Genomic DNA, 12,856 nt, shown 5'->3' on the forward strand with positions numbered 1-12,856 from the left:
GGAACACCAACAGGGTGGTTTCCGACGCGACCTACCCGTCTGGCACAATGGACAACTGTTCGTCGCAACCGGTCACGTACCGCTGCGACGGTCACAGGTTAGAGGCAAAACCGGATTCGCAAATCGTGCGGATCGCTGAATTGCACGTGACATGCGCTGCACTGATGTGCGCGCTGAAGGAGAACTGCAGCTGTGGCTGTCAAGATCAAGCTCACCCGCCTCGGCAAGATCCGCAACGCTCAGTACCGCGTTGTCATCGCCGACTCCCGCACCCGCCGTGACGGCCGTGCGATCGAGACCATCGGCAAGTACCACCCGAAGGAAGAGCCCTCGCTGATCGAGATCGATTCCGAGCGCGCTCAGTACTGGCTGTCCGTGGGCGCACAGCCCACCGAGCCCGTCGAGGCTCTCCTCAAGATCACCGGCGACTGGCAGAAGTTCAAGGGTCTGCCGGGCACCGAAGGCACCCTGCGTGTCAAGGAAGCCAAGCCCACCAAGCTCGAACTGTTCCAGGCTGCCCTCGCGCAGGCCGAGAACGAGCCGGTTGCCGAAGCCATCACCCCCAAGAAGAAGAAGGCTGCCAAGGTCGAAGAGACCGAGGCTGCTGCCGAAGCTCCCGCTGCAGACGCCGAGGCTGCTGACAAGTGAGTGCCGTCGTCGCTGATGCGGTAGAGCATTTGGTTCGCGGCATCGTCGCCAATCCCGACGACGTTCGCGTCGAACTGTTGACCGGACGCCGTGGACGTACCGTCGAGGTGCACGTGCATCCTGACGATCTCGGCAAGGTCATCGGTCGGGGTGGGCGTACCGCGACCGCTCTGCGGACCCTGGTTTCCGGTATCGGTGGCCGTGGTATCCGCGTCGACGTCGTCGACACCGATCAGTAGACGGCACATGCAACTCGTAGTCAGGCGCTGACGGTGGAACTCGTTGTCGGTCGTGTCGCGAAGTCGCACGGCATCAAGGGCGAACTGGTCGTCGAGGTTCGCACCGACGAACCCGAAGACCGGTTTGCCGTCGGCGCAGTCCTACACGGACACAAACCGCGCGAATCCACACTGAAGTCGTACACGGTGGAAGCCGCCCGGAATCATTCCGGGCGGCTCTTGCTGCGCCTCGAAGGTGTCACCGATCGCGGTGACGCAGATGCCTTGCGCGGCACCATGTTCGTGATCGACAGCGCTGATCTCGAACCCTCGGACGATCCGGACGAGTTTTACGATCACGAGCTCGAAGGCTTGAAGGTGACTCTCGCCGACGGTACCGACGTCGGCTCCGTCATCGAGGTATTGCATTCCGCCGCAGGCGAGTTGCTCTCCATTCGTCGAATCGGTGAAACATCGGGCGAGCTTCTGATTCCGTTTGTCGCAGCCATCGTCACATCGGTGTCGATTGCTGACGGCGTGGTCGTCATCGAACCGCCGGAAGGCCTGTTGGACCCCGATTTCGGCGACAGCGCCAATTCGGAGAGAGACTGATCTTCTCGTGCGTCTCGACGTAGTCACCATTTTCCCCGAGTATCTCGAACCGCTTCGCGCCGCCCTGCTCGGCAAGGCAATCGAACGTGGCTTGATCTCGGTCGACGTTCACGATCTTCGTTCGTGGACACATGACGTGCACAAGGCCGTCGACGATTCCCCGTACGGTGGGGGACCCGGCATGGTGATGAAACCCACGGTGTGGGGTCCGGCGCTGGACGACGTGATCGGTCGGTCCGATTCCGGGGATACGGTGATCGGTCGGTCCGATTCCGGAAATACGGTGATCGGTCGGTCCGATTCCGGGGATACGGTGATCGGTCGGTCCGATGGTTCCGGCCCGGACGATGCCGAGACGATTCTGGTGGTGCCCACTCCCGCCGGCGTTCCGTTCACTCAGGCGACGGCCCATCGGTGGTCGACTGCACAGCGTCTGGTCTTCGCCTGCGGACGGTACGAGGGTATCGACCAGCGAGTCTTCGACGACGCCGCCACGCGGGTTCGGGTCGAGGAAGTCAGTATCGGTGACTACGTCCTGATCGGTGGCGAGGCGGCCGTGCTGGTGATGGTGGAGGCCGTGGTGCGTCTGATGCCGGGTGTCCTCGGGAATCAGCTTTCACACCAAGAGGATTCGTTCTCCGACGGGCTTCTCGAAGGACCGAGCTACACCCGCCCCGCCGTGTGGCGCGATCTCGAGGTGCCACCGGTGTTGTTGTCCGGGGATCACGCGAAGATCAAGGCATGGCGACGCGAGCAGTCGCTGCAGCGAACTACCGAGCGCCGACCGGACCTTTTGCCGTAGTCGGTTTCTTCAGTTGTGAACTGAGTCGGATCGAATCTGCCGGTGATCATCGGAACGCCGACTCCTGCCAACACCGGATCTCTCTTGACGCCCGGTTCGTCGATCTCCGGATGTGGTTTCGCGGCGAGTGTTCCGCCGCCGCACCGCCGGATGTCCTGTCGTCTTGATCGTCCGCATCAGGGAAGACGTCGAATTCATCGGCATCATGCACGCGGCATCGGGCTTGCCGGTGATGCGATGACCGTTCGCCCGCTCTCCATGTCGTCGAACCGGCTGGTACTGGATCGACTCACGGTGCCGGAGCTTGTCGGTGAAGAGGATAGAAGTCGTGAGTATTGCGCAGGTGGGTCCTAACGAGAATTTACCGACGACCGAAACTCACACGGTGATGATCTGATACCCGGGCCTCAAGGTCCTGGTGCCGTGGTGACGGTTGTCGTCGGTTGTGCGGACCAGTCGTCCACACTTCCCGTCGGGAACAGAATCTGCGCCACACCGGTCACGGTGTCGCGAGCATGCCGTGCGCTTTCGTCGTCGACGACGTCCGTGAACGACGTGTCGGGGACACCCCAGTAGTCTTCGTCGTCCTCGTACTGGACATCCTCGCGAGAGGCGATGGCGATGACGTACCGGTCGTCGTCGCCCACAACGCCGGTGGACAAGTGAATCCACTTGTCGCTGATGCAGCACATCCAGCCCTGTTTCACCCCGAGGACGGGCTCGGCGTACAACGCGTCCGGCAGACCGAACCGTTGGTCGTAGCCGTCGGTGCCGTCGGGGGTGGAATTGCGGAGATAGAAGATGAACTCGTCGACGCGCTCGGGCCCGAGCTGATCGAGATCGGCGAGTAGACCGTTGTAGAAGGTCACCAGGTCTCTGGTGGTGGTTTCGGTGTTCCACCACATGCCGTCCCACGGCCCGGTGGTCGAGGTCAACGCGAAGCGCTCGGAAACCCTGGTCACGACGTCGGTTCCGCCGACCGCATCCCACAGGATGTTGGCGGCGGTGTCGTCCGAAGATTCGAGCATGGCTGTCATCAGGGTGCGGTCGTCGTCGGTGAGTTCCCGCTCGCCGCGCGCGTCCTGATGAAAGAGGTCCTCGGCGATGAACAATTTTGCAACCGATGCGGTTTCGATCTGCATGCCTTCACCGACGCCGAGGTAGTTGTCGGTGTTCCGGTCGAAGACGGAGATCGAAATCTCTGCGCCTCGGTCGAGTGCGGCTTCCTGTGCGTGCGCGAGTCGCTCGTCGAGGGTCTCCGGTGTGGGTGCGAGGACTGCGGAGAAAGCAGGTGTTTGCTCCACGTTGTCCGGAGCGCCGTTCGGGCCGCTGCTACATGCCGCTACGCAGAACGTCGTGATCGCTGCGACCGCAAATCGGACGTACCGCCTAGCCATCTGTTTCTCCCGGCACTCCTGACACGGCCCGACTGCCGATCTTCTCGTCCCAGGATAGCGGTAGGGTCGGATCTCGTGATTCTCAAGACCGTGAACCAGCGTATTGCCGAGGAACTCGACGTCCGCGAAGGCCAGGTGGCGGCTGCGGTCGACCTCCTCGACGGTGGTGCGACAGTGCCCTTCATCGCTCGGTATCGAAAGGAAGTCACCGGCACCCTCGACGACGCACAACTGCGACTTCTGGAGGAACGGCTGCGGTACCTCCGTGAACTCGACGAGCGTCGAAACGCGGTGCTCGTCGAGATCGAGTCGCAGGGAAAGCTGGGCGATCAACTACGCGGTCAGATCATGGTCGCGGACACGAAAGCGCGCCTCGAAGACATCTACCTGCCGTTCAAGCCGAAGCGTCGCACCAAGGCTCAGATCGCGCGAGAAGCAGGCCACGAGCCCGTTGCCGACGCGTTGATAGGTGATCCCACCACGGATCCGACGGGATACTCGGACGAGCAACTCGACGGTGCCCGCTCGATCCTGGTCGAACGATTCGCCGAGGACGCGGATCTGGTCGGCGAATTGCGTGAACTGATGTGGAACCGTGGGCAGGTCGTGTCCACCGTCCGCAAAGGCAAGGAAGTCGATGGCTCGAAGTTTGCCGACTACTTCGAATTCTCCGAGCCGTTCACGAAGTTGCCGTCGCATCGCATTCTCGCTGTCCTTCGCGGCGAGAAGGAAGAGGTGCTGTCGGTGAACATGGCTGCGGACGCCGACGAACCGACTCCGGGGGAGCGAACGGTCTACGAAGGTCGAATCGCCACTCGGTTCGGCATCGCCGACCGTGGGCGCGCCGCCGACGGTTGGCTCCTCGACACGGTCAAGTGGGCGTGGAAGACCAAGTTCGCGGTGAGTCTCGGTGTCGACACCCGAACGCGCCTGCGGCAGTCGGCAGAGCGGGACGCTGTCGACGTCTTCGCCACCAATCTCAAGGATCTACTTCTGGCCGCCCCGGCCGGCGCGCGCCCGACGATGGGTCTCGATCCGGGATTTCGTACCGGAACCAAGGTCGCCGTCGTCGACGGAACCGGCAAGGTGGTTGCGTACGAGACGATCTATCCGCATCAGCCGCAGAACAAGTGGGACGCCGCGCTCGGAACTCTCGCCGCGCTCGTCGCACAGCACGGCGTGGAGTTGATCGCGATCGGCAACGGTACGGCCTCGCGCGAGACGGACACGCTCGCCACCGAACTGATCAACAAGACCGGGACGCCGAACCTGACCAAGATCGTCGTCTCCGAAGCGGGCGCGTCCGTCTATTCGGCATCGGCGTACGCGTCGCAGGAGCTGCCTGATCTCGACGTCTCGATCCGCGGCGCGGTGTCCATCGCCCGGCGTCTGCAAGACCCGTTGGCGGAGTTGGTCAAGATCGATCCCAAGTCGATCGGTGTCGGTCAGTACCAGCACGACATCACCGAATCGCTGCTCTCGCGATCGTTGAATGCCGTGGTCGAAGACGCCGTCAACTCGGTGGGCGTCGACGTGAACACGGCGTCGGTCCCGCTGCTCGCCCGCGTGTCCGGTATCGCCGATTCTCTGGCGGAGAACATCGTCGCGCATCGTGATCAGAACGGGCCATTCACCACCCGCAAGGGACTCAAGGATGTTGCCCGTCTGGGGCCGAAAGCCTTCGAACAGTGCGCGGGATTTCTGCGTATCACCGACGGCGACGATCCGCTCGATGCATCGAGTGTGCACCCTGAGGCGTACCCCGTCGTTCGCAAGATCGTTGCCGGAGTGGGCGGTGACGTCCGAACGGTCATCGGGAACGCGGTAGCACTCCGATCGGTGAACGCCTCGGACTACGTCGACGAACGGTTCGGACTTCCGACCGTCACCGACATCATCTCCGAACTGGAGAAACCGGGTCGAGATCCGCGACCCGAATTCAAGACGGCGACCTTCGCCGCCGGAATCGAGAAGGTCGCACACCTGAAGCCGGGCATGACGCTCGAAGGTGTGGTCACCAACGTCGCTGCCTTCGGTGCCTTCGTCGACATCGGGGTACATCAGGACGGACTGGTGCACGTGTCCGCGATGTCCCATAACTTCGTCAAGGATCCCCGCGAGGTCGTCAAATCCGGCGACGTCGTCAAGGTCAAGGTCCTCGAAGTGGACGAGGCACGGCAGCGAATCGGTTTGACGCTGCGACTCGACGACGAGGTCGGTGCGCCTCGTAAAGCGGACGGACCGCGAGGTGGGCAGGGGGCACGTCAGGGTCGGTCCCAGCAGAAGCCGGGTCAGCCGGGTCGCGGCGGCGATGCACAGTCCAGAGGTGGTCGCGATCGCCAGTCCGACAATCGGGCACCTGCCGCCGGTTCGATGGCCGATGCACTGCGCAAGGCCGGATTCGGTAAGTAAACCGCGCCGCCTGTCCTACGGATTCCGTATCGTCGCACGTGCGCAGGACAGGTGGACAGGGTCGTGTATTGGTGAAGTGAGATCACCCGTGAAGCGAGGGAATTGATGGGCCAGTGGCTCGAACGGGAGATCATCGCTCACGGCCGCCTACCGTTGTTGTTCTTCCTTCTCGGATTCCTGTCCGCATTCCTGCTCATACGTCTGAGCGTGCGGATGATTCGTGCGCAGGTGAAATGGTGGCCGGGCAATATCGCCCCAGGTGGTCAGCACGTTCATCACGTGGTCTTCGGTGTGGTCGCGATGATGATCTCCGGCGGCGCGCTGATCGCGGTGTACGTGGATGGTTCGCAGACCACCGGCGCGGTGCTCGCGGCAATTTTCGGTATGGGTGCGGCGCTGGTTCTCGACGAATTCGCACTGATCTTCTACCTGCGGGACGTCTACTGGTCGGAACAGGGCCGGACCTCGGTGGACGCGGTTTTCGTGGCGATCGCGGTCACGGGGTTGGTGCTACTCGGGTTCCGGCCGCTCGAACTTCTCGATGTCGCCGGATTCAGGGAGGAGCCCGATCCGTGGATCAAGTTGGTGCTCGCGTTGTTCGCGTTGGCCAACTTCGTCCTTGCGGCGATCGTGATTCTCAAGGGCAAGATATGGACCGGTCTGGTGGGGTTGTTCGTGCTGCCGTTGCTGGTGATCGGTGCGATCCGATTGAGTCGGCCTGGTGCGCCGTGGGCACGCTGGCGGTACACGCGGAAACCGAAACGCATGAAGAGAGCACTCGAGCGGGAGCGAAAGTGGCGTCGTCCCGTCATTCGCGCCAAGATCTACGTGCAGGATCTGATCGCCGGCTCGCCGAGTGTCGAACATGCCGTGGCGGCGGCGGAGGAGGTGCTCGACCACACGGTTCATGCAGCTCCGGCGCCACCGATTTCCCCGCTGATACCGGCGTCTGGCACAATGGACGGGTTGCCTGGACCAGGCAGCAGTACTTGATCTGGGCACGAACCAGACGAGCGCCGTTTCGGAGTGACCTGTTCGGCAGGTACATCGGACGTGTGCCGCTCGGTTCCTCTGCTCCTGCGAAATACAAGGATGACATATGAACACCCTGGACTTCCTGGACAAAAAGTCGCTGCGCGACGACATTCCCGAGTTCCGCCCCGGCGACACGCTCAACGTGAACGTCAAGGTTATCGAAGGCTCGAAGGAGCGCGTGCAGGTCTTCAAGGGCGTCGTTATTCGTCGCCAGGGCGGTGGCGTCCGCGAGACCTTCACCGTTCGTAAGATCTCGTTCGGTGTCGGCGTCGAGCGCACCTTCCCGGTGCACAGCCCCACACTGGCCTCCATCGAGGTTCTGACCCGCGGTGACGTGCGTCGCGCCAAGCTGTACTACCTGCGTGAGCTTCGCGGCAAGAAGGCGAAGATCAAGGAAAAGCGCTGATCTTTCCTGTTGGCCCGGCACTGCGTACTCGCGGTGCCGGGCTAATCTGGTTCTGTGGCAGATTCTTCGAAGGAGCAGGCATTGTCGTCCGAACCCGAGAATCACGATGAATCGTCAGGTTCGGAAGGGGCGACATCCCATCGGGCACAGGGCTCCCACAGGTCGGAAAAGAAGAAACAACGCTCGTTCCTGAAGGAACTGCCGATCCTGATCGGTGTTGCTCTGGTATTGAGTATCGTGCTGCAGGCTTTCGTCTTCCGGGTGTTCCTCATTCCCTCGGAATCGATGGAACCGACTCTGCACGGCTGCCCGGGATGTACCGGCGACCGTATCGTCGTCGAAAAGATCAGCTATCGCTTCGGCGATCCGAAGCCCGGCGATGTCATCGTCTTCAAGGGTCCCGATTCGTGGAACACCAAATATGTGTCCACCCGATCGGACAATGTGATCAAACGCGGCTTCCAGGAAGTGGGCTCGTGGGTGGGGTTGGTTCCGCCGGACGAGAACGATCTGGTCAAGCGCGTGATCGCCACCGGCGGCCAAACCGTCGAGTGTTGCGACGATCAGGGCCGAGTGCTGGTCGACGGTCAGCCACTCGACGAGCCGTACATCAAGATGGACTTCCCGTTCACTCCCGGTGTTCAGGATTGCACCACCCCTGTGCAATCCGGCCGATGCTTCGCCCCGGTCACCGTTCCCGACGGACACGTGTGGGTGATGGGCGACAACCGCAGTAACTCTGCGGATTCACGTTTTCACGTCCAGGACGAATTGCAGGGCACCATTCCGATCGGAAACGTGATCGGTCAGGCCCGTTTCATCGTGTTGCCACCGTCTCGGATGGGCGGTATCTCGGCGCCCGACATTCAGGGCAAATGACAAGTAGTGCACGATTTCACGACGGTCGAGTCGAGGCTGGACGGCACCTGTGAGGGATAGCTGGCCACCGCGCGTCGTGGTCCGGAAGGCGGCCGGACTACGCACCATGGAATCTGCGCTCGTCCGGACCGGTCTGGGCCCGGTCGCCGGTGTCGACGAGGCGGGTCGAGGAGCATGCGCTGGGCCGTTGGTGATCGCCGCGTGTGTGCTCCCACCCAAACCTCAGCCTGCTCTGGCACGACTCGACGATTCCAAGAAGCTGACCGCGCGTGTCCGCGACGAGCTGTTCCCGGTGATCGTCAGATCGGCGCTGGCATGGAGTGTCATCAGTGTCCCCGCTGCCGAAATCGACGACATCGGTATCCATGTCGCGAACATCGAGGGAATGCGTCGTGCGGTGGCCGGTCTCGACGTCGAACCGGGGTATGTACTCACCGACGGCTTTCGGGTGCCCGGTCTGACGTCGCCGTCACTGCCGGTGATCGGCGGCGACGCCGCAGCCGCTTGCATAGCAGCAGCCAGTATCCTCGCCAAGGTCACGCGTGATCGGGTGATGACGACCATGGACGAGGTGTACCCCGGATACGGCTTCGCCATTCACAAGGGATACAGCACCGCCCTGCACACCGAGGCTCTCGACCTGCTCGGTCCCAGTGCCGAACACCGCATGAGCTACGCAAACGTCGTGGCCGCAGGACTCCGGGTGAAGCAACGAGCAGGCGGTGCGAGATGATGAACATTCAGACGAACTGGGAGGACTGGCTAAACCGATGAGTGCCGAAGATCTCGAGAAGTACGAAACCGAGATGGAGCTGTCGCTCTACCGTGAATATCGGGACATCGTCGGGCAGTTCTCCTACGTCGTGGAGACGGAACGACGTTTCTACCTGGCCAACACGGTCGAGTTACTGCCTCACAATTCCGACGGCGAGATTTACTTCGAGCTGCGGATGTCCGATGCGTGGGTGTGGGACATGTACCGTCCGGCCCGGTTCGTGAAGTACGTACGCGTGGTGACGTTCAAGGACGTCAACATCGAAGAATTGGACAAGCCGGACTTGCGCCTGCCTGATTGATCCCGGTGTACATCGAGCGCCCTGCCGAATCGGCGGGGCACTCGATGGGTGCGGTAGCCGGGCGTCAGTGGCCGTTCACGAGTCGATCCGTCGTCTCCTCGCGGTTGAGCAGCGCGAAGTGCTGCGCCCATTTCAAATCGATGATGTAGGAATCGAATTCGGGTCTCTTCTCGATGACCCCGACTTCCGGAGTGCAGAAACAGCCCGATGCCGTTGCTCTCGTCGAGTGTCACCTCGATGAACTGGCTACCCGAACCGAGCATACCGAGCTGAAATCGCCAGTCGCTTTCGAACCTGTCGTAGAAGGCCCGGCCGATCACCGTCCATCTCCTCGAGTTCGGTAATGCGTGTCCGCGCGGTGTCGGTGAGGATCGTGTTGCAGACACCGGCACTCAGCAGCACGGACCGTTCGATGCCGTGGCGAAGAACGACCAGGTCGCAGCCCGCCGGCGCCGACTTGGGTCTCGAGCGCGATCATCGTGCAGCCGATGTCCACGACAACGGCAGCGGACGTGATAGCTCCCGCTGTCGAGATGACCGAACCCACGGCCGCGCCTGCTCCCGGGCGCGCACCGGGCATCAGCGCCAGATGCGGATGGACACAAGGTATCTGGGATGTGAGTAGCGCTTGTTTGCGAGTCTTCCCGTCGAGCACGAACGCCAGTTCCGCAGCCTCTCGGTGATCGTCGGCCGCTCGGTGATCTTCGCCATCGGTTTCTCGCACGTAGGTCGTCCCAGGTCAGGCCGGCCGGACGTCTCGTGCGGGACTGACCATGCGCCTCGGACTGACCTGTGTGCACGTTCGTTGCGGGTGCGGCTCAATTTCGCAGGCCGTCGGCAAGCTCGTAGATTCTGCCGACGTATTTCTCCTGGAAGGCTTTTCGAGCCGCTTCGGCTTCTCGCCTGGCGCCGCTGCGGGAGTACAGGTACTCCAGGTGGACCAGGCTTTCGCCGATGTCGACGCGGCGCTGATCGAGTATCGCCAACTCGTCGATCAAACGCGCCAGATCCTGCCCGGCGTCCGGTACCTCGTCCATGGCGGTCCTCGATGCGTTCGTGAGTGCTCTGTCCGGTCGAGGCTAGCAGTGTTCGAACATATTTTCGATGAGAGGTGCGGTGTGTGGCGGCGGCCGCGAGTCTACTTCGAGAGCATTGCCGTCAGCTGATCGATGGCGTACGGAATGCTCAGCACCGTGTTTCCCGACATCGCTGCGCCCACCGGAGGTTCTTCGATGTAGCGGACGACAGTCGCGTTGCCGTTCTTGACGGCGGGTAGGCGCTGGTAGAGGGAGTTTGCGGCGAGAGCTTTCGCACCCTCGGTGTCGGCCATGACAATCAGGCGGTCGACGGCGTCGAGGATGTCGTAGCGCTCGTTCGACAACCAGTCACCGAACTGGGCGCCGACAAACGTGTCCACGGCCGGGGGGAGTGAGAACCCGAGTGAGGAGAGGAAGAGGCCGCGCGGATCCTGGGACGAGAAGACGTAGGACTCGGGTGTGTCCATGTTGACGATCGTCGCGGTCTGACCGGCAAATTCGGGATGGGCGTCGCGTGCGGCGGCGAACTTCCGCTCCGTGTCGGCGATCAACTGCTCGGCTTTCGCTTCGCGTCCGACGGCTTTGCCTGCCGTCCGCGTCATGTCCGTCCACGGTGTGGTGTACGCGTCGTAGTCCTTGCTCTGCGCCACGGTCGGTGCGATGGCAGTCAGCTTCTCGTAGGTCTCCTCGTCGATATCCGCGTATAGCGCGATGATCAGATCCGGTGCGAGAGAGGCGATCTGTTCGAAGTTGTAGTCACCGCCCTTGTTGACGTACGTCGGCGTGCGTCCGTTCCAGAAGTCCTTCGTCCACGGCCAGCTCTCGTCGAGGCCCGATCCCCACCACTGCGCCATTGCGACGGGCTCGACACCGAGGGCCAGCAGCGGTTCGTGATCGGTGTAACCCAGCGACACGATGCGCTCGGGTTCTCGCTCGACAGTGGTGGAACCTCTGGCATGTTCGATGGTCACGGGGAAAGCGTCACTGCCGGACGACGGGGTGAGCGGCGAGGATTCCTCGACGGTTCCGCACGCGGACAGGCCGACTGTCGAGGCTGCCGCGACGAGTGCGACGAACATGCGGGCGCGTGAGATGCGCACGGGCGAACTCCTAGACGGGTTGAGGTGGAATGTGGATCGCGTCACGGGCGACTGACATCGTCGACGCTGAAGTGAGGCTAACCTTCCTCATCGGAACGGTCTATCCTGTCGAACGGACTCCCATACGGCTGGAAGGACTCATTTTGTCTGTTGGAAGCTACTTGACAGCAGGAAATCGAGTGGCAGATCCCGCCGATACGGGTGGCAGGACATTCGGAGATTTCCAGGTTTTCGAGAACGTCGTCGACGGTGTCACCCCGTACGGCGCTCACCGGCACCCCGAGCATCAGATCGCCTGGATGAGTGAGGGCGTCATGGAGATCGCCGCCGGGGGGAATATCTGGCGTCTTCATCGTGAGCACGTGGTGTGGCTGCCGGGTGGTGTTCTGCACGAGATGACGTTGCTGACGGGCGGATGCATGATCTCGGCCTATGCGAACCCGGATCTGCGTCCGTCGGGAACGAGGTGGTCTCGGCCGATGGTGCTCGAGATGGACGATCTGACGGCGCAGCTGCTGCGGCATCTGTGTAACCGCACCATCGACGACCGTCGACGGGCGAAGGGGCAGGATTTGCTCTACGACCTGTTGTCCTCGGCGCCCGAGCGTCACGACGTGCTTGCCGTGCCGCGCTTGCAGCAGGCGAACGTGGTGGCCACCGCCATCCTCGAGGATCCGGCCGATGTCCGAACGTTGGAGGAGTGGGCGCGTCAGCTCGGTGTCAGCTCCAAGACGCTGATGCGCGCTTTCGACGCCGACACCGGGCTCTCGTTCCGGCAATGGCGAACCCGGGCGAGGTTGTATGCCTCGCTGGACATGCTTGCACGCGGCGACACCGTCAACGACGTCGCGGCGAGAGTCGGTTACGAGACGAGCAGTGGATTCATCGCAGCCTTCCGTGCGGGTTTCGGAACCACTCCGGCAAGGTATGCCATCGGGTCTCAGTCCCGTGCTGACCTGCGGTTCGAGGTTTCGGCTGAACGAATGCGACCGTGATGCACGCGTTGTCGGGAAGGGGCGGATTGCCGGTCGGGGGTGTGGTCGAGCTATGGTCGAGAAGATAGTGCTGTACGTACAGGATTACTTGGTGCTAGTCTGCTGTGACCCGAGACACGATAGGTCAGCTCGTTTCTCGTACCACCGAAAGTGAACACATGAACGCCAGTCGACGACGACTCCCCGAACGGGGGCATGCACCGCCCTGAGACGGGTGCCGGTCCGGGCACGTCCTGTTA

The 12,856-nt window shown here is 62.4% G+C and carries 15 protein-coding genes; 11 read left to right on the plus strand and 4 right to left on the minus strand.

Going from position 1 to position 12,856, the window contains the following annotated elements; genetic code table 11:
- Window positions 1-192: 192 nt before the first annotated feature.
- Genes rpsP through trmD form a run of 4 tightly spaced genes read left to right on the plus strand, consistent with a single transcriptional unit; the run spans window position 193 to window position 2,280 of the window.
- Window positions 193-648 carry a 30S ribosomal protein S16 gene (gene rpsP, locus ABH922_RS07165; RefSeq protein WP_424806253.1) on the plus strand — a complete coding sequence of 152 codons (456 nt, stop codon included), beginning with the start codon at window positions 193-195 and terminating at the stop codon, window positions 646-648.
- A complete protein-coding gene (locus ABH922_RS07170; RefSeq protein WP_424806254.1) occupies window positions 645-887 on the plus strand; it encodes an RNA-binding protein in 243 nt (80 codons plus the stop codon). Before rpsP ends, ABH922_RS07170 begins: the two co-directional genes overlap by 4 nt.
- Before the next feature lie 33 nt (window positions 888-920).
- Window positions 921-1,478: a ribosome maturation factor RimM gene (gene rimM / locus ABH922_RS07175; protein ID WP_424806255.1), complete on the plus strand. Its 558-nt coding sequence runs from the start codon at window positions 921-923 to the stop codon at window positions 1,476-1,478.
- 7 nt (window positions 1,479-1,485) lie between these two features.
- Complete coding sequence (gene trmD / locus ABH922_RS07180; RefSeq protein ID WP_424806256.1) at window positions 1,486-2,280, plus strand: tRNA (guanosine(37)-N1)-methyltransferase TrmD; 795 nt, start codon at window positions 1,486-1,488, stop codon at window positions 2,278-2,280.
- 407 nt (window positions 2,281-2,687) lie between these two features.
- On the opposite strand, the gene ABH922_RS07185 is transcribed toward trmD, so the two are convergent.
- Window positions 2,688-3,677, minus strand: coding sequence for a serine hydrolase (locus ABH922_RS07185; protein WP_424806257.1), 990 nt, complete (start codon window positions 3,675-3,677; stop codon window positions 2,688-2,690).
- Window positions 3,678-3,752: 75 nt separating this feature from the next.
- Between ABH922_RS07185 and ABH922_RS07190 the strand changes: the two genes are divergently transcribed.
- The 6 genes from ABH922_RS07190 to ABH922_RS07215 all read left to right on the plus strand — a co-directional run bounded on the left by ABH922_RS07190 (window position 3,753) and on the right by ABH922_RS07215 (window position 9,485).
- On the plus strand, window positions 3,753-6,089 hold the full coding sequence (locus ABH922_RS07190) for a Tex family protein (RefSeq protein ID WP_424806258.1): 2,337 nt from the start codon (window positions 3,753-3,755) through the stop codon (window positions 6,087-6,089).
- A gap of 105 nt (window positions 6,090-6,194) precedes the next feature.
- Window positions 6,195-7,082, plus strand: coding sequence for a hypothetical protein (locus ABH922_RS07195; protein ID WP_424806259.1), 888 nt, complete (start codon window positions 6,195-6,197; stop codon window positions 7,080-7,082).
- Window positions 7,083-7,188: 106 nt separating this feature from the next.
- Window positions 7,189-7,530: a 50S ribosomal protein L19 gene (gene rplS, locus ABH922_RS07200; RefSeq protein ID WP_424806260.1), complete on the plus strand. Its 342-nt coding sequence runs from the start codon at window positions 7,189-7,191 to the stop codon at window positions 7,528-7,530.
- Between the two features lie 81 nt (window positions 7,531-7,611).
- Window positions 7,612-8,409, plus strand: a complete 798-nt coding sequence (gene lepB, locus ABH922_RS07205) for a signal peptidase I (protein WP_424809595.1) — start codon at window positions 7,612-7,614, stop codon at window positions 8,407-8,409.
- Window positions 8,410-8,458: 49 nt separating this feature from the next.
- A complete protein-coding gene (locus tag ABH922_RS07210; protein ID WP_424806261.1) occupies window positions 8,459-9,142 on the plus strand; it encodes a ribonuclease HII in 684 nt (227 codons plus the stop codon).
- A gap of 37 nt (window positions 9,143-9,179) precedes the next feature.
- The gene (locus ABH922_RS07215) at window positions 9,180-9,485 is read left to right on the plus strand and encodes a DUF2469 domain-containing protein (protein ID WP_003942715.1); all 306 of its coding nucleotides are present in this window, start codon (window positions 9,180-9,182) and stop codon (window positions 9,483-9,485) included.
- Window positions 9,486-9,801: 316 nt separating this feature from the next.
- On the opposite strand, the gene ABH922_RS07220 is transcribed toward ABH922_RS07215, so the two are convergent.
- From ABH922_RS07220 to ABH922_RS07230, 3 genes are all read right to left on the minus strand, one after another.
- Window positions 9,802-10,065, minus strand: coding sequence for an RtcB family protein (locus ABH922_RS07220; RefSeq protein ID WP_424809596.1), 264 nt, complete (start codon window positions 10,063-10,065; stop codon window positions 9,802-9,804).
- A 238-nt stretch (window positions 10,066-10,303) separates the two neighbouring features.
- Window positions 10,304-10,522 carry a hypothetical protein gene (locus tag ABH922_RS07225; protein ID WP_424806262.1) on the minus strand — a complete coding sequence of 73 codons (219 nt, stop codon included), beginning with the start codon at window positions 10,520-10,522 and terminating at the stop codon, window positions 10,304-10,306.
- Between the two features lie 101 nt (window positions 10,523-10,623).
- Window positions 10,624-11,622: an iron-siderophore ABC transporter substrate-binding protein gene (locus ABH922_RS07230; RefSeq protein ID WP_424806263.1), complete on the minus strand. Its 999-nt coding sequence runs from the start codon at window positions 11,620-11,622 to the stop codon at window positions 10,624-10,626.
- A gap of 179 nt (window positions 11,623-11,801) precedes the next feature.
- Here ABH922_RS07230 and ABH922_RS07235 point away from each other — a divergent pair, with 179 nt between their 5' ends.
- Window positions 11,802-12,617, plus strand: a complete 816-nt coding sequence (locus ABH922_RS07235) for a helix-turn-helix domain-containing protein (protein ID WP_424806264.1) — start codon at window positions 11,802-11,804, stop codon at window positions 12,615-12,617.
- Window positions 12,618-12,856: the final 239 nt, after the last annotated feature.

Source organism: Rhodococcus sp. 27YEA15 (assembly GCF_049739425.1).
Taxonomy (GTDB): domain Bacteria; phylum Actinomycetota; class Actinomycetes; order Mycobacteriales; family Mycobacteriaceae; genus Rhodococcus_F.